Source organism: Simiduia aestuariiviva (assembly GCF_014192475.1).
Taxonomy (GTDB): Bacteria; Pseudomonadota; Gammaproteobacteria; order Pseudomonadales; family Cellvibrionaceae; genus Simiduia; species Simiduia aestuariiviva.
Genome location: NZ_JACHXZ010000002.1, coordinates 546,889 through 563,475 on the forward strand (window position 1 = coordinate 546,889; position 16,587 = coordinate 563,475).

At 52.0% G+C, this 16,587-nt stretch carries 16 protein-coding genes and 1 tRNA gene; 7 read left to right on the forward strand and 10 right to left on the reverse strand.

Annotated features, from left to right (window positions below; genetic code table 11):
- Window positions 1–44 precede the first annotated feature (44 nt).
- Window positions 45–506, forward strand: coding sequence for a flavodoxin family protein (locus FHS30_RS08110; protein ID WP_183909947.1), 462 nt, complete (start codon window positions 45–47; stop codon window positions 504–506).
- 314 nt (window positions 507–820) lie between these two features.
- On the opposite strand, the gene FHS30_RS08115 is transcribed toward FHS30_RS08110, so the two are convergent.
- Genes FHS30_RS08115 through arsS form a run of 3 tightly spaced genes read right to left on the reverse strand, consistent with a single transcriptional unit; the run spans window position 821 to window position 3,241 of the window.
- Window positions 821–1,462 carry a TIGR04282 family arsenosugar biosynthesis glycosyltransferase gene (locus tag FHS30_RS08115; RefSeq protein WP_183909948.1) on the reverse strand — a complete coding sequence of 214 codons (642 nt, stop codon included), beginning with the start codon at window positions 1,460–1,462 and terminating at the stop codon, window positions 821–823.
- A complete protein-coding gene (locus FHS30_RS08120; protein ID WP_183909949.1) occupies window positions 1,462–2,268 on the reverse strand; it encodes a TIGR04283 family arsenosugar biosynthesis glycosyltransferase in 807 nt (268 codons plus the stop codon). The genes FHS30_RS08115 and FHS30_RS08120 overlap by 1 nt, the downstream gene beginning before the upstream one ends.
- On the reverse strand, window positions 2,261–3,241 hold the full coding sequence (gene arsS / locus FHS30_RS08125) for an arsenosugar biosynthesis radical SAM (seleno)protein ArsS (protein ID WP_183909950.1): 981 nt from the start codon (window positions 3,239–3,241) through the stop codon (window positions 2,261–2,263). Before arsS ends, FHS30_RS08120 begins: the two co-directional genes overlap by 8 nt.
- A 68-nt stretch (window positions 3,242–3,309) precedes the next feature.
- Here arsS and FHS30_RS08130 point away from each other — a divergent pair.
- Both FHS30_RS08130 and FHS30_RS08135 read left to right on the forward strand, forming a co-directional pair.
- Window positions 3,310–3,386 (forward strand) — tRNA-Arg (locus tag FHS30_RS08130).
- Between the two features lie 21 nt (window positions 3,387–3,407).
- Window positions 3,408–4,124 (forward strand): 16S rRNA (uracil(1498)-N(3))-methyltransferase, encoded by a 717-nt coding sequence (locus FHS30_RS08135; RefSeq protein WP_183909951.1) that lies wholly within the window; start codon window positions 3,408–3,410, stop codon window positions 4,122–4,124.
- A 12-nt stretch (window positions 4,125–4,136) separates the two neighbouring features.
- On the opposite strand, the gene FHS30_RS08140 is transcribed toward FHS30_RS08135, so the two are convergent.
- Both FHS30_RS08140 and ald read right to left on the reverse strand, forming a co-directional pair.
- On the reverse strand, window positions 4,137–6,494 hold the full coding sequence (locus FHS30_RS08140; protein WP_246341221.1) for a putative bifunctional diguanylate cyclase/phosphodiesterase: 2,358 nt from the start codon (window positions 6,492–6,494) through the stop codon (window positions 4,137–4,139).
- A 271-nt stretch (window positions 6,495–6,765) separates the two neighbouring features.
- Window positions 6,766–7,884 (reverse strand): alanine dehydrogenase, encoded by a 1,119-nt coding sequence (ald, locus tag FHS30_RS08145; RefSeq protein WP_183909952.1) that lies wholly within the window; start codon window positions 7,882–7,884, stop codon window positions 6,766–6,768.
- A gap of 206 nt (window positions 7,885–8,090) precedes the next feature.
- Here ald and FHS30_RS08150 point away from each other — a divergent pair, with 206 nt between their 5' ends.
- The gene (locus FHS30_RS08150) at window positions 8,091–8,579 is read left to right on the forward strand and encodes an Lrp/AsnC ligand binding domain-containing protein (RefSeq protein ID WP_183909953.1); all 489 of its coding nucleotides are present in this window, start codon (window positions 8,091–8,093) and stop codon (window positions 8,577–8,579) included.
- Window positions 8,580–8,842: 263 nt separating this feature from the next.
- Window positions 8,843–9,271 carry a hypothetical protein gene (locus FHS30_RS08155; RefSeq protein WP_183909954.1) on the forward strand — a complete coding sequence of 143 codons (429 nt, stop codon included), beginning with the start codon at window positions 8,843–8,845 and terminating at the stop codon, window positions 9,269–9,271.
- Here FHS30_RS08155 and ttcA read toward each other — a convergent pair.
- Entirely contained in the window at window positions 9,268–10,191 is a 924-nt protein-coding gene (ttcA, locus tag FHS30_RS08160; RefSeq protein ID WP_183909955.1) for a tRNA 2-thiocytidine(32) synthetase TtcA, read from the reverse strand. The two genes, FHS30_RS08155 and ttcA, sit on opposite strands and share 4 nt — an antisense overlap.
- A gap of 238 nt (window positions 10,192–10,429) precedes the next feature.
- Between ttcA and FHS30_RS08165 the strand changes: the two genes are divergently transcribed.
- The gene (locus FHS30_RS08165) at window positions 10,430–11,188 is read left to right on the forward strand and encodes a flagellar brake protein (protein WP_183909956.1); all 759 of its coding nucleotides are present in this window, start codon (window positions 10,430–10,432) and stop codon (window positions 11,186–11,188) included.
- On the opposite strand, the gene FHS30_RS08170 is transcribed toward FHS30_RS08165, so the two are convergent.
- A complete protein-coding gene (locus FHS30_RS08170) occupies window positions 11,173–11,994 on the reverse strand; it encodes a DUF547 domain-containing protein (protein WP_183909957.1) in 822 nt (273 codons plus the stop codon). The genes FHS30_RS08165 and FHS30_RS08170 overlap by 16 nt on opposite strands.
- Before the next feature lie 12 nt (window positions 11,995–12,006).
- On the opposite strand from FHS30_RS08170, the gene bioA reads away from it, so the two are divergent.
- Window positions 12,007–13,287, forward strand: a complete 1,281-nt coding sequence (bioA, locus tag FHS30_RS08175) for an adenosylmethionine--8-amino-7-oxononanoate transaminase (RefSeq protein WP_183909958.1) — start codon at window positions 12,007–12,009, stop codon at window positions 13,285–13,287.
- 67 nt (window positions 13,288–13,354) lie between these two features.
- Here the strand turns inward: bioA and FHS30_RS08180 are convergent, their stop codons facing one another.
- The 3 genes from FHS30_RS08180 to FHS30_RS08190 form a co-directional block, all read right to left on the reverse strand.
- Window positions 13,355–14,362, reverse strand: a complete 1,008-nt coding sequence (locus FHS30_RS08180; protein ID WP_183909959.1) for a tryptophan--tRNA ligase — start codon at window positions 14,360–14,362, stop codon at window positions 13,355–13,357.
- A 71-nt stretch (window positions 14,363–14,433) separates the two neighbouring features.
- Entirely contained in the window at window positions 14,434–15,558 is a 1,125-nt protein-coding gene (locus tag FHS30_RS08185) for a tRNA-queuosine alpha-mannosyltransferase domain-containing protein (RefSeq protein WP_183909960.1), read from the reverse strand.
- A gap of 14 nt (window positions 15,559–15,572) precedes the next feature.
- The gene (locus FHS30_RS08190) at window positions 15,573–16,583 is read right to left on the reverse strand and encodes a cyclic nucleotide-binding domain-containing protein (RefSeq protein ID WP_183909961.1); all 1,011 of its coding nucleotides are present in this window, start codon (window positions 16,581–16,583) and stop codon (window positions 15,573–15,575) included.
- Between the last annotated feature and the right edge of the window lie 4 nt (window positions 16,584–16,587).

Below are 16,587 nucleotides of genomic sequence, written 5' to 3' on the forward strand. Positions count from 1 at the left end.
GGCTCAACTATAACCTGCGCAAGAATCCCTCGTCACCCAAGCTCATGACTCACAAGCACCTCCTCATTGTGTATCACTCCCAATCCGGCAACACTGAAAAGCTGGCCAAGTCCGCCTTGACGGGTGCAATGGGCGAGGGGTCCTGCACGACTCGACTGGTAAAAGCCTGGGACGCAAACCTAGAAGACCTACTTTGGTGCGACGGTCTACTCATTGGCACACCCGAAAATTTTGGCTACATGAGTGGTGCGCTAAAGGACTTCTTTGATCGCACTTATTATCCCGCCGAACCCTACGCGCTCAATAAACCCTACGGAGTGTTTGTGTCCGCGGGCAATGATGGCACCGGTGCCATTCGTGAAATTGACCGCATCGCAAAGGGCTATCCCCTGCGACCCGTCGTGCAACCTTTGATTTGCCGAGGCAAAGTAACGGCTACTCACCTTGCCCAAGCGGAGGAACTCGGTTTGACCCTGGCCGCGGGCTTGGCTTTCGGCATCTATTAAGCCGCACAATACAACAATGTAAATTACCGATAATTGCGCCTGCACAGGCAAGTAACAAAGCTGAGCAATCGATCAGTTTATACCGCAGGTTTTCCCCAATATCTGTGGATAACTTTGGGGGTAATCCTTGAGTAGATGGCGGCATATGCGGCAAACACTGGCGCACCTACAAGGTGATGAATTTTTGATCCACCCATGTATTCTATATATTTCAATAACTTAGATAGACAAACTTCAAGCGTTTAGGGTGATTTGCAACCCGACTGCACAGCGATTAATCAAATTCGACCCGTGTGCATAAAAGTAACGAACAATTACTCAACAAATTGTATCCACGACGCCAAAGCCGGCCATTTTGCGAGCAACGACAGATCCTCCGGGCGATCGATATCATGCAGCGTCGGCAAAATAACCGGCTCTACTCCCGCGGCTCTAGCTTTCGCCAATGTTTGAGAAAACACACAGTCACCGCCCCAGGACACGCCCTCAAACAGTGGCAGCGGTACAGACATACCAATCAACACATAGCCGCCATCGCGCGCGGGACCAACCACCAACGGGGCGCCCGCTGCCAAGGCTGCGGCAGCCTGATCGAAATAGTCGCAATCCAGTGCCGGGCAATCGCTGCCGATGAGTATCACCCACTTGCCCTTGCGCGTTGATAACCCCTCATTCACGGCTGCGGCCATGCGCGCGCCTAGATCACCCTGGGGTTGAGGCCAAAAATTGCACGCAGAAAATTGAGACCAATGCTCGTGATCTGCCGGTGACACCGCTAACCAATGCTGCCAGTTTGGCTGCGCGCGACGCCATTCCGCCGCTTGTTGAAAACAGTGCGCCAGTAATTGCGTATGCAGTGTGCAAGAATGAGCGGGGGTTAACGCGGGCCGCATGCGGGTTTTTACCTGGCCCGGTATGGGTGCCTTAGCAAATTGAAATAAAAATCCAGCGTCCATCAATGGCCCCTGAAGGCATCTTGGGCAGTTTTGTTGGCTTCACAATCGAGAACAACTGCATTGCCAGCTCGACCCGAGTTGGCGTCGGTCGTGGTAAACCTACGCTGGGGATAGTATTCCCGAGCCAATGTATTAGCGGGCACACCCAGCCAATAACGCAACCGCAGCCACCACATTTGCAGCACAGTGGCCAACAAACCGTTCGACTGCCAGCGCCGAGCGGAGGTGATTAGTGGCCCGCTAAGCTGTGTGGGGCGCCCCTGTTGGCGCAGCATTGAACACAGCTCAACATCTTCCATCAACCACTGCTCGGGAAAACCACCCACTCTGTAAAACAGCGCTCTAGCGACCCAGAGGCCTTGGTCACCGGTCGCGATTCCGGTAACACGAGCCCGTAAATTCATACACCAAGTAACCAAATCAAGCAGCTTTTGCCGCGGCGCAATTTGGACCTTGAAAAAGCCCCAGCCACTCGCGTCAGAAGTAGAGGGCAATCCACTATTCAGCCACTGCGCCATACACTTTTCTGCGCCTCGACTATCTGCATGTAGAAACAATAACCAGCGACCTTCACTTGCCTGCGCACCTGTGTTCATTTGGTGCGCGCGCCCCGGCGCCGAGATGATCACCTGATCACACAATTGTGCCAATGCAGGCAGGCTTGCGTCTGCCCCGTCACCATCCACTACGATGATTTCAATACCAAGAGTTCTAACACTTTGCAGGTCTTCCAGCAGTGCAATAAGTCCAGCGCCCTCTCGATAGGTGGGTATTATGATGCTGGCTACAGGTGGTGCATCAGCCAAGAGCGCCTCCACAGCTACTGCCCTGCCCCGCAGTACACCCATAACAATGTTCGGCTACAACGATAGGGTCACCTTCAATATTGCGCCCTACCAGCTCACTCAAATGCAAGCGCGATTGATCAGTGGCGATAGTATCTGCCATGTTGCGACGCATTGGCATTTCCAGCATTTGGTTAAAATCGCAATCGTACACGTGCCCCTGCCAATCGATGCTGATCAGCCCTTTGCACATCACATTGTCGAGATTGTGCTCGCTGAAACTTTCTTTAAGCAACGATAAATAATTGCCAAACTCGCCCTTCGACTGCAATACACTGCCAAAACGGCTAATGGGCATATTTGTGATCGTTAACAGCTCATCAAACTGAATGCCGTATTTATCGCCCAGTGCGCGCTTGTAATCGGCTTGCAGTGCCGCCTGCGGTGGCGGCAAAAATGCACCGTTGGGGTTGTAGACTAAATCGAGCTTCAACGCTTCGCCTTTCCCGTATCCGAACCCATTAAGCATTTGTAGCGCCTCAACAGACTGCTCGTACACGCCCTTGCCACGCTGCTCTGCAACGTTTTTGGGTTCATAGCAAGGTAAGCTTGCGACAATATGTACGCCCTGCTCTGCCAAAAACTGGCCTAAAGATTCGAAGCCCGGCTCCAGTAAAATAGTCAGATTACAACGGTCTATCACTTGAATATTCTGCGCGCGTAGCGCCTGCACCAAATACCGAAAGTGGGGATTCATTTCAGGTGCGCCACCCGTCAAATCCACACAACCTATACCCTGCTGACGCGCGTAATCAATCACCAAGTCCACGGTGGCGCGATCCATCAGCTCCGTGCGGCGCGGGCCGGCATTCACATGGCAATGGGTACAACTCAAATTACACAGATACCCCAAATTCACCTGCAAGGTATGAAGGCGCCCCCGGCTTATCTGCGGAAAGTCTGAGGGAGTGAGTAAATGTTTGGTATCTAACATGCTTTAACCTGTTTCATAGGTGCGCAGTGATTGCACCCCTCCTGAATATCATTACAATTGGCGCCCGAGTCCCCGTAGCTCAGCTGGATAGAGCAGCCGCCTCCTAAGCGGCAGGTCGGACGTTCAAATCGTCTCGGGGACGCCATTTTACCCGCTTTATGTGCCCATGAATCTGATAATACTCGATACTGAGGATTTTACCGGCACTGATCAAGCTGTGCTGACCGGTCGCCGCGCTGAGCACCTGAATAACGTGCAAAAGACCCTACCTGGCGACACTGTTAGAGTGGGCAGGCTCAATGGACTCATGGGCAGTGCGGTTGTTACAGATTGCACTCCGTGCGTGGTGAAATTATCAAACATTACGCTCAGCGAAGCCCCGCCGCAGGCACTACCGCTAACACTTGTACTGTCATTACCGCGCCCCAAAATGCTACGCCGCATCTTCCAGACGGCCAGCACCATGGGCGTGAAAGAGATTATTCTTATCAACAGTGCGCGGGTAGAAAAAAGTTTTTGGCAAACCCCGTTCTTGCAACCCGATGCCATTCGGCATCAATTACTACTAGGGCTGGAACAGGCCAAAGACACGCAGCTACCTAGGGTTGAGTTGGTTAAGCGCTTTAAACCGTTTGTTGAAGATGAACTAATCACTCGCGCTAAGGGCTGTCAAAACTTTGTGGCGCACCCCTACCACGCCCGCCCCTGCCCGACGAATATTGATACATCACAGCACTGCTATCTGACTATCGGTCCGGAGGGAGGCTATGTGCCCTTTGAAGTAGAGAAATTAATGGAGATTGGATTTCAACCGATTAGCTTGGGGGCTAGAATTTTAAGGGTGGAAACTGCCTTACCCGTTCTGCTCGCAAAACTTTTTTAACAGTATTGTTCGCTATTTATCGCCATCCAGTTTCAGCCACTCCTCAAATTTATCAAATGGGATAGCTGGGCTTGACAGATACCCTTGGTAGTAATGGCAGCCATAGTTCTTTAATAATTCTAATTGCGGCTCTTCTTCCACGCCTTCGGCCACCACATCCATGCCCAACAGGCTACCCATGGTGACAATTGTTTCCACCAGCACTCGGTCGTTTTGATCATCGACGATATCGCGCACAAAGCTCCGATCTATCTTAAGCGTTGACACAGGCAGAGACTTCAAATAACTAATGGAGGAATAGCCTGTGCCAAAGTCATCCAGTGAAAAACTGACGCCACTTTCGGCAAGATTCCCCATGGTGGAAATAGTTTCATCGATATTTTGAATCACCACACCCTCGGTAATCTCCATATCCAACGATTCTTCTGGCAAGTTATATTGATCCAGGATGGCTTTCACATCTTGCACAAAGGTTTTGCGCCTAAATTGCCGCGGACTGATATTTATACTCAACCGCATGCCTGGCTGCCACAAACCAGCTTCGGACCACGCCACTAAGCTTTTACAGGCCTCTTCCAGCACCCACTCCCCCACGGCGACTATTAATCCGGACGCTTCCAGCACAGGAATAAAATCTACGGGAGAAATAAACCCTTTTTCTGGGTGAGGCCAGCGCAATAGCGCTTCAGCGCCGATGGTTTTGAGGGTTGTGCAATCAATTTTTGGCTGGTAATAAAGCTCAAATTGCCCGACTTCAAGGGCGCGATGCAGATCGCCCTCCATCAACAATTGCTGGCTGACTTTATCTGCCATTTCCGTATTGAAAAACTCGATAGCATCTCGCCCACGCTCCTTCACTTGGTACATGGCAGTGTCGGCAAAGCGAATCAGCTCATGGACCGTGCTATCAGCTTCGGGGTAAACAACAATTCCCACACTGCCGCTAACCCGGAGCTCCATTTCATCATATAGATAGGGCTCGGAGATACGCTGGCGTATTTTTTCGCCAACCTCGGCCGCCCGCAATGCGGCGGCGGAAATATCTTGATCCAACACGGTGAGCACCACAACAAATTCATCGCCGCTAAGGCGCGCCACCAAATCTTCCTCTCGCACCGCTTTCAGCAGCCGATCGGCGACCTGAATTAACACCTCATCACCAACGGGATGACCTAAAGAGTCATTGATGGTCTTAAAGTGATCCAGATCAATAAACAACAATGCGCCATGATAGCCATGACGGCGCGCCCGACGCAGCTCGTGCTCGAGCCGCTCCACCAAATGCACACGGTTCGGCAAGTTGGTCAACGCATCGTGGTAAGCCATGAACTCCATTTTAAATTGCGCTTGCTTGCGCTCGGAGATGTCCGTGGAAACCACAAGCGCCACGCGCTCGTCGTAGAAATCCATCGGCATTATGTGTGTCTGTAGAAATACCTGCTTGCCGCCGGCAGATCTAAAATTTTCCTCCATGACTTCACTGGCCACTTCACCTTCGATTACATTGCGATCGATCTCCATTAGCCGGGCAATATCGTTGAGATAAAAAGGCAGCAAGTCGCTCACGTGGCAATTTTGCATTTCGGCAGTGTTTTTGCCCACAAAATTTGCCAGTGCTTTGTTGGCGAAAATGTAGTTACCATCCCGATTTCTAGCACCAACCATTACCGGCAAGTTGTCGATAATTTGGCGGATATGCTCTTCACTGCGTCGCAGCGCCAACTCCACAGCCCTGCGCTTTGCCAGTGACAGCTCCATTAAATCAAGCAACTTATTGGTCGTTGATACTAGCTGCCCCAACTCATCGTCTCGATGGTCAGCCACGTATTCGATACGTGATGCGCCGGGCTTATCGAGGTCAATACTGCTCATTTGACGCACTAAGCGTATGAGCGGTCGCGTGAGCATAATGTGAAAGGCAAAAAATAGCAGAATGACCAAAAATGCATTGCGCAACATGCCCGCACCGAGAATCAATCCCGAACGTTCAAAAAATGGCGCTAAGGCAACGTCCACATCAACGGTGAAGCGAATGGTCCCTGCCACAGAATCGCCATACCCCGGAATGGTTAAGCGCGCGACATAAGTGCGACTATCTTCGGCAATAAACTTGGTAATCCAGCGAGTAGAAGTCTTTGGCCGCGGCTCATTGCCGGACGCAAGTACACTACCCAGTTCATCTGAAATAGTAACTTCATAGATAAAATCGTAGGCCAACAAACCATTGACCACCTCCAACGACAAGTCGTCATCGAGCGTGTGTACGGCTCTTGCAGCCGGCGGCGTGGTCACCTCGATGACCCGTTTAATCAGGTTTTCAAGGGATTCTTCGTTGCCCTTAAAGTCTAGATACAGCTGAATAGAGCTCATGGTTAGCCCCAAACAGAACGCAAGCACTACACCCACTTTCGCAAGGCGAAATGATATCCCTCTAAATGAGTGGTCAACCAACGGTGTATTCACAATAGATTTTCTTATTTTCCTAGGCTGAAAAGGGTGCGATCAATATATCCAACGCTTCTAAGAGTAGCCGTCTAAACCCTTGATGACAAAGTCTTTAGGCTACCTGACAGGCAAAAAAAAGCCGCCTCAGTGGGCGGCCGCGAAATTCTTCGCTAAGGTCTCACAGATTGTTCAAATACTAGGCACCCAAAGCAGTCTTTGGCTCGACGAAGCTATAACCCAGCACATCGGCAACGGCCTTGTAGGTAATTTTGCCGGCGTGAACGTTCAAGCCGTTCATTAAGTGCTCGTCATCCCACAGCGCCTGCTTAACACCTTTATTTGCCAAAGCAACCGCGAATGGCAGCGTCGCATTGGTCAACGCGATGGTTGAGGTGCGCGCTACGCCACCGGGCATGTTGGCAACACAGTAGTGCACTACGTCGTCTACAACGTAGGTTGGCTCTTGATGCGTTGTGGCCTTCGAGGTCTCAAAGCAGCCACCCTGATCGATGGCAACATCTACCACAACGGCGCCCTTCTTCATGCGGCCAATGATGTCGCGGGTTAACAGCTTGGGCGCTGCAGCACCTGGAATCAGTACCGCGCCAACCACAAGATCAGCTTCGATTGCATACTGCTCAACGGCATCGGCGGTGGAGTACACCGTGCGCAAACGGCCATCGAATTCGGTGTCTAGCTGACGCAGACGCGGCAGAGAGCGATCCAAAATAGTGACGTCAGCACCCATGCCAACCGCCATGCGCGCCGCCTGTGTTCCCACAACACCGCCGCCAATAACCAACACTTTGGCTGGTGCAACGCCAGGCACACCACCCAAAAGCGCACCCAGACCACCCTGAGCCTTCTCCAGGTGATGCGCACCGGCTTGAATGGACATGCGGCCAGCAACTTCTGACATGGGCGCAAGCAGCGGCAGTCCACCGCGTGGATCGGTAACGGTTTCGTAGGCAATTGCAGTACAACCTGACGCCACCAGCAATTCAGTCTGCTGTGGATCGGGCGCTAAATGCAGGTAGGTAAACAGCAGCTGACCAGGGCGCAACATGCGACATTCATTAGGCTGCGGCTCCTTAACCTTGATGATCATTTCAGCCTTGGCAAAGATTTCTTCGGCTGAGTCGATAATGCTGGCGCCCGCGGCAACATACTGGTCGTTCTCGAATCCAATGGCGGCACCGCCGTTGTTTTCTACCATTACTTGATGACCGTTCATCACCAGCTCTTTTACACCGGCGGGGGTCAAACCAATGCGGTATTCGTGGTTTTTAATTTCTTTAGGTACACCGATTAGCATAAATCACCTCAGTCTCTCGCTGGGCCAGCATCTACTGCACCCATTGTGGTTGTTGATGGAGCGCAGTATAGTCAGGCGAAACCGGTGATTCCTTTGCTGTTTTGACACAAAATTAGTCGATTACGCTAGTTAAAACCACTAATTGGTTGATTTCACTATTATTACCGTTAATTATCAGACCTTACCCATTTAGACGAATGTGAGTTATGAAAAAGCGCGCCAAAGAGCTGAGTACCATTGATAAAAACATTATTCGCGTGCTGCAAAAGAACGGCAGGACCTCCTATGCAGACCTGTCACGCCAGGTGGGCTTGAGCGCAACCCCTTGTATGGAAAGGGTAAAACGCTTGGAGCGTGACGGCGTGATACAAGGCTACGCGGCCATGGTCAACCCGGAATTCCTAGATGCCGCGCTCGTCGTCTTCGTGCAAATCAGCTTGGTCAGGTCGTCCCAAGATATATTTGATGACTTTCGCAAAGCGGCCGCCAGCCTGCCAGAAATTCAGGAGTGCTATTTGGTTTCAGGCAATTTTGATTATTTAATTAAAGCCCGCGTAGCGGACATGGCAGCCTATCGACAATTTTACGGCGAAACATTGCTTACTCTGCCTGGGGTACAGGAATGCACTAGCTACGTCGTAATGGAGCAAGTCAAAGAAACTTTAGAGGTGCCGGTGCGATACCAACGCCCTTAAACCGCCCAAAAGACCAGTGAAATCCACTGGTTTTTCCACGCCGATTTCCCCCCTACCAACTGGCACAAATCTTGATCGAAATTACATAAAGGCGCGACTTTGACCTAAAGCGTCAAAAATCTCGATATCGAGGTAGCTCAAGTAATTTTTAACTTTCAGCCGCAAGTTACTATTTTTAAGGAATTTCTGGCTTTTCTATTTGATTAGGTCTACAACTTGGTCAGGCGAAACGATGGTATTTTCGCCCCTGCAGGAGATACACCATGGGCATCTACGAACCTGAATTGATTGGCCTGATCATTAGGCCTACGTTGCGACAGCTGGGACTGCACAGTGACCGTGCGGAACAATTGTTACTTCAAGCTGCAGCCGCTTCAGAACTCGGACACCATCTCTGCGCAGATAAAGCCAAGCAACTTGGACTCTATCGCATTACCCCCTACCAGCACCGTCAGGTGTGGGACACCTACCTCGTTAACCATCCAGATCTGGCATCTACCGTGCGTGGCCTTGCGTCGCAGCGGGCGTTTTTAGCCAATCCCGATGATGAGCTCATTACCAATCTCCGCTACGCCACCGCCATTGCCTGGCTACTGATTCAGAGCACCTTGGAATCGAGTGATACAGGGTCGCAGGATGACTTACAGCTATTGGCAATTGCCTTTAATCGCCAGCCCTACCTCGCAGCTTAAAGGTTTACCGCGTCGATATATTGCACACCGCGCTCGCGTTTCGCTGACTCTACGCCGTCACCGTCACTCCAATCCGTTATGGATGCATCTTCAAATGCGTACTCGGCGCGCTCGCCCGAACGATCAATGGCCAAATCCGTAAAGTTAAAGAGGTCTCGATCCGCCAACTGAGATGGCGCAATATTTTGAATCGCGCCGAAAATCTGCTCTACTCGCCCGGGGTGCGCACGCTCCCACTCATTGAGCATGTGCTTAATATTTTGACGTTGCAGGTTTTCCTGTGAACCACACAAGTTACACGGAATAATGGGGAATGCCTTCGCCTCGGCGAAAGCCGCCAAATCGCTTTCTTTGCAGTAGGCCAGTGGACGAATGACGATATTGCGCCCGTCGCTCGAGCGCAACTTGGGTGGCATTGCCGATAGTTTTGCCCCATGAAACATGTTGAGAAACATGGTTTCAACAATGTCATCGCGATGATGTCCCAAGGCGATTTTGGTGGCCCCGATCTTTTCCGCATAGCTATACAGAGTGCCGCGGCGCAGGCGCGAACACAGACCACAGGTCGTCTTGCCCTCTGGGATTTTCTCCTTCACCACGGAGTAGGTATCCTTTTCCAGAATTTGAAAGGGTACACCCACCGAGCGCAAATACTCAGGTAATACCTGCTCTGGAAAGCCCGGCTGCTTTTGATCTAGGTTCACCGCAACCAAGTCAAAATGAATAGGGGCCGTTTTTTGAAGACTTAACAGGATATCCAACATGGCATAAGAGTCTTTCCCGCCAGACAGGCAAACCATCACCTTGTCGCCCGCCTCGATCATATTGAAATCGACGATGGCCGAGCCCACTTGGCGCCTTAGCCGCTTTTGCAGCTTGTTAAATTCCAGCTTGTCTTTTCGTTCCGCTACATCTTGCATTGTCGGTGGCCTGCGGTTTTGGGGGCGCCATTGTACGGATTTTAGGCGGCGTGGGAAACAGTCGTAGCAGCCCTGCCACCGAGCGGCAAATCACTGCCGTAGGGCGCAAGCGCACAAGGCTGCAAACGCCAGTATTAGTGGCGCATCAGGCTGGCACAGGGATTGCTCTATCACTACCAGACGAGCCGATCACTAAAGCCGATGGCACCCTCCACACCCGCTGAGCAGAGATGATTTTATGAGCCTTTTGCACGCAGTAATGCAAAAAATTCGCAGCCCAGAAGTACTGCCGACCACACCCGAAGCGCAAGATGTCAGCCTCACGGGCCTCATGGACCAGTATGCCGCACTGATTGACCTCCAAAGTCGCCGTCAGCTCATTACCGTGCAGATGGACAACCACCGCCAATCCTTTCAATCTCTCATCTTGGACATCAATTTTAGTCAGCGCCTGCTGGTGCTCGATGAGTTATTCCCCACCGCACCGCAACCGGCGATTGGCCAATGCTTACACCTTTCCCACCAGCATATGGGCAAAATTATGCAATTCGAAGCGCCGGTGCTGGAGCGACAGACTATCGCCGGCAGCCCTTGCTATTTGGTGCCGCTACCCGAGGCACTGGGTTACCGACAAAGGCGCAGGCACCCTCGCTTATTGCTCGATGAGCAAGTGATTCCAGTAAAACTCCAATCCCCTTGGCGATCCCATTGGTTTGGCTCCTTGTCCAATTTGTCGGCCGGCGGCATGCGGCTCATGGTCAATGGCGACAAATTGCGGGAAATTAGTCGGGGCAGCCGCCTGCCTAATATTCAATTTGAGTTGAGCCGACAAATGCGCATCCAATGCGACGGCAAGATACGCAGCTTCCGGTTTATTCGCCGGCCCATGCGTCAAACTGAGATTAGCGTTGAATTTACTGGCTTAACGAGTGATCAATACGGGCTGCTTAGCCACTATGTGGACACCCTACTCGCGCAAAACTACCGCGCGGCCTGAGGCGCGTTGAGCGCCCAGTCGTATCGATAGTGCAATGTTGCATCAAGCTGAATAGGCTGGTCGCGATAACCATTGATGAACGCCAGCCGCTCAGCCTCGCTGGCTCCAAAATCCTCGCCAAACCAATCAAAAATTCGGCTCAATTGCCAGGCACCATTCACCTGCTGGACCCCTTTTGAACTATTTATAAATTGGTGAGCCGCCTGTTCAAGCTGCTCGGCAAGCTGTTCGGCCTTTAACGGCCGCGGGGGCAGATCGGGACAACCAAGGCTCGCACAGTTAAGTACGAAATGAATGCGGGGCTCACGCCATTGCTTGCGCAAAATGCCATGCTCGATATCATCAAAACTTAGCGTGCGGCCCTCTACTTCAGCCACCGGTAACTTCCACGGCCCTCCCGCCAGCCACGCGCGCATATTGGGTTTAATGTCTTTGACCGATTCTGGCACACCAGCGTCCAATACCAGCAGGATCATGCGGCTGTTGTACAAATTGACCCAAAATGCCATTGCTTCACTGGGCGTCATTTCGGTGGGACGCTGTGCTTCAAGAAACCGCACATAGTGCTGTAACGTTTCTTTGTGTGCCGGCGTTACCGCCCGATAGTCCACCAATGCCCCTCGCGCACTGTCGAGCCGGTAGTTATCCAGAAACAGACGATAGCCCTCGCCCGGCTCGTCCTGAGCACAGGCAGGGCCAAGATAAAGCGCGAAAATTATCCCCCATAGGGGCAACACCCTGCGCCAATATGATTGGCTAGCCCTGCAAGCCTCAGACACGTAAAATCGCTGCTCTAAACCCATCATGTGAAGATCCCCATGGATACTGATAGCCTCTTGGCGCTCGATCGCCAACTTTTGTGGCACCCCTATTCATCATTTAATAACCCGCCGCCAGTCTACCCCGTAAGGGCTGCGCAAGGGGTCTACATTGAACTCAGCGATGGCCGCAAATTAATTGATGGCATGAGCAGCTGGTGGTGTGTGCTGCATGGCTACAATCACCCCGCCATAAATCAAGCAATTAAAGATCAAGTCGATAAAGTTTCCCATGTCATGTTTGGCGGTTTCACCCACGAACCCGCGGTTTCACTGGCGCAAAAATTGGTCGCGTTAACGCCCGAGGGTCTTAATAAAGTATTTTTGGCAGATTCCGGTTCCGTGTCTGTAGAGGTCGCGCTAAAGATGGCACTGCAATTCTGGCGCTCTAAAGGACAACCCCAAAAGACGCGAATGCTCGCCCTTCACAACGGCTATCACGGTGACACCTTCGGTGCCATGGCAGTATGCGACCCCGTCACCGGCATGCACCACTTATTCGCCGATGCCATGCCGCAGCATTTATTCGCCCCCTCGCCTAGCTGTGGCTTTAACGAACCCTGCGACGACGAGCACATTCAACCACTGCGCGAATTAATACAACAGCACCACACGACATTGGCCGCGCTAATTTTAGAGCCCATTGTTCAGGGCGCCGGCGGTATGCGGTTTTATTCACCGCAGTATTTGAAAGCGGCGCGCGCGCTGTGTGATGAGTATGGGCTACTGCTGATCGCCGATGAAATTGCCACCGGATTTGGGCGCACGGGCAAAATGTTTGCCTGTGAGCACGCTGGCATCAGCCCAGACATCTTATGCTTGGGCAAAGGTTTAACCGGTGGTTACATGACCTTAGCGGCAACCCTTTGCAACGATCGGGTTGCCCAGGGAATTTGCGATGGCGAAGCGGGCGTGTTTATGCATGGACCGACGTTTATGGGTAATCCATTGGCCTGTGCGGCCGCCAATGCCAGCCTGACCATTTTGACAGAGCAAGACTGGCAGAGCCGCGTGGCAACGATAGAACAGCAATTGCGTGAGGGGCTGGCGCCTTGCAGAGATTTGCCTGAGGTAGCGGAGGTTAGAGTGCTGGGTACCATCGGTGTGGTGGAGATGACGGCGCCAGTTGACATGGCAGTGATTCAACGAAAATTTGTCGATCAAGGCGTGTGGGTTCGTCCGTTCGGCAGGTTGGTCTATGTCATGCCACCACTGATCATCAATGACAAAGAGCTCGCACTATTGACCTCCGCACTGTGCAGAGTACTCGCCAACTCCTAACCATTACTCGCGCTCACATGACCCTATAAAAAAGGCCACTTACGTGGCCTTGTTTATTCACATGTCGCTATCGAATAGGTTTGATTCCCACCGCCTCGCGGACTTTCTGCAGCAGCGGCACACTATAAGCGCGTGCTTTTTCAGCACCCTTTTGTAGCTCACGCTCAACATGGACCGGATCATCTAACAGCATTTTATAGCGCTCTCGCGCCTCCGCGAGCTGATCGTTTATTAATGCATGCAATTGTTTCTTCGCCTCGCCCCACGCAATACCTGCTGCAAACTCATCGCGCATGTACTGGGTTTGCTCCGGTGTTGCAAATGCTTGCCAGATTTGAAATACCGTGGCGTCGTCTGGATCTTTTGGATCGCCGGGCTCCAACAAATTTGTTTTAATTTTATTGATGTGTTTTTTGAGCGGCTTTTCTTCCAAAAACAGCGGAATGGTATTGCCGTAGCTCTTGCTCATTTTGCGGCCATCTAGGCCCTGTAAAACGGCCACATGGTCATCCACCACGGCCTCGGGCAATGTGAAGATCTCGCCATAGTGATGATTAAAGCGCGCTGCAATATCGCGTGCCATTTCTACATGTTGAATTTGATCGCGCCCAACCGGCACCTTATGGGCATTGAACATCAAGATATCGGCAGCCATTAACACGGGGTAGCTGTACAACCCCATGGTGATCCCAAAATCGGTATCCTCGCCCGCCTCTTCATTGGCGGCGACGGCTGCTTTGTAGGCGTGTGCACGATTCATCAAGCCCTTGGCCGCCATGCAAGTTAGCACCCAGCACAGCTCTGGAATTTCCGGCACATCCGACTGACGATAAAACACAACGTTATCGGTATTTAAACCCAGGGCCAGCCAAGTTGCGGCTATTTCACGCGTGGACTGATGAACAAGGTCAGGCGCCTGGCATTTAATCAGCGCGTGGAAATCCGCCAGAAAATAAAACGACAGGTTATTCGTGTCATGGCTGGCTTCAATGGCTGGGCGGATGGCGCCAACATAATTACCTAAATGGGGGGTTCCCGTTGTGGTGATGCCGGTCAAAATCCGCTGCTTGGTCATAGTGCTAAAAACTCTGGCTGTTGGCTAAGGGCGCGTATGATACCTGCAAATACCCTACAGGTGGAGCCCGGCTAGGTCAGCAAGTCCCGAAACAGGGATGCATACTTGGGTTGCAACTGATCCCAACTGAGGGCCAGTGCGGCGCGGTATGCCTGCTGGTGAGACTCGACCAATTGGTCGCGACGCTCAAAATCAGCAATCTGCTCACCTAATAATTCCGCCAGTGCTTGCGTCTCTCGCGCCGAATCCTGAGGGTAAGACGGGTAGAATTTTGCGGCGTCAGGTTCAAACCATTCGGGATAGGCCAAGCGTGCTGGCAGCACCGGCACACAGCCCCTTGCTGCCGCTTCCAATACAGACAACCCTTGGAAATCATGCACTGCGGTGGACACCACCCAATGGCTTTCGTCTAGCAGTCGGTGATATGTCGATAGGTCTACTTGGTATCCCCAAGTACCCAACCAACCCTCTTCAATTAACAGCTGCTTTAATCCGTCAAATACGGGTGGCACACGCCGAAATTGCTGACCTACCACATGTACTTTCAACCTCGTCACTCGCCCGCGCAAATGCGCCAGCGCCTCAAAAAGCCGTTCTGGTGCTTTATCGTGTTCCCAGCGATGATTCCAAATAATCGTTGGACAATGGCCGCGTTGGGCTATTGGAACATAGGCCGATGGCGGCAGCGGCACAGGTAAAACCCGTGATTTTTGACGGAGTCTGGACGCCAATTCCGCTGGCACACCGTCTGGCAGACGATCTGCCAAACTCTGTACGCCATCTAGAAACGAAGCGCGGTTAAACTCTGAATTAAATACCAAGGCATCAGCGGCGACCGCGCTGTAAAGCGTCATCATTTGGGGCTCTAGGCGCTCTTGCTGAATGGCATTTCCGGGGTAGGCGAATTGATTTTCATGGAAATACAGTGCACAGGGGACATTGACCAGTGAAGGCACAAAGCTTTTGAGCCCCACCACATCCGTCATCGACGTGGCGAGGATCAAGTCATAGGGTTGCGCTAATAGGTCCTGGTAGCGATCTACCAGTGAAAGCGCGTTGCCACGTATTCGCCAATTGAAATAGCGCGCGGGTAAGGTAAGCAATTGCCAGTCCCAGCTGGCAAAGGCGCTGATAACGCCAGAACACCAAAAAGCGTGACTTTGTGCGTGATAAGCCGAGATTAACAGGCAGCGCACGCTGACTTAACGCCTTAATACAATTCATTTGCACAGGACAAAATAGAGCAATCGAGCCCCGCCTGATTGAAGAGATAGGCGGCCACCTCAGCGCGGCGGCCACCGTCGCCGGTGATCAAGTAATTGATACCGGTCTCCAAACGATCCAAGCGGCCACGCAGGCCTCCGAGGGGCATATTCGCCGCGCCAGCCACGTGCCCACAACGGTATTCCATGGGCAACCGCACATCGATTAGTTTAAAAGCACCCTGCTTTTCCAACGAGGCCCAAGCCTTGGCGTCCACAAATTGCAAAATCGGCTCCTGCAACAGAACGCGGAAGTCTTCTTTGGTTAAGCGCATAACGCCACCGCTGGACTGGGCGATCACCGACGCGTTGCGCACGGCATCGCCGACGAGTGCTTCCTCACCAAAATAATGACCGGGGCGCAACACCACATCTAAGGTTTGGCTGCGCGATTCGACCGCCACCCGGCCCTTTTCCAACACGTAAAAATAGTCGCCCTGCTCACCCTCTTGAATCAACACATCGCCGGGCTCAAATTCCACCCATTCAAATTTGGCAAACAATTCCTGCAAGTTAGCGGGCGGGACTTTATTGAACAGGGGTGACTCCAACAGACAAGACATCCAATCTTGATGCTCTTCACCTGCCTGCTCGACTTTCTTCTCCACCGTCGATTCGGTATAGGCCAAGACCAAATCGAGAAATTCCTTATCGATGCGAAATACCACAACTGGCTCTTTTGCCACACCGGAGACAGGAGAAGGCGACAATAAATTTAAGGGCTGCCTTGCGCGTTCGGTGCCAGCCTGAATAACTTCCGATTCAAAGTCAGCCGCAATAAGATCTACACTGCCCGAAACTAAATAGTAATTTTCGGCCAAGGGTTTGCCGCGCTTAAATACGAGTGTTCCGCGCTCTAGTTCAAACAGTTCCAAATGATCCATTAAGCGCTGGAGATACTCCTCACTCAATGTGCTAAAAGGCTCATATTTGGCCAATGCTTCTAGGTCAAACGACATGACA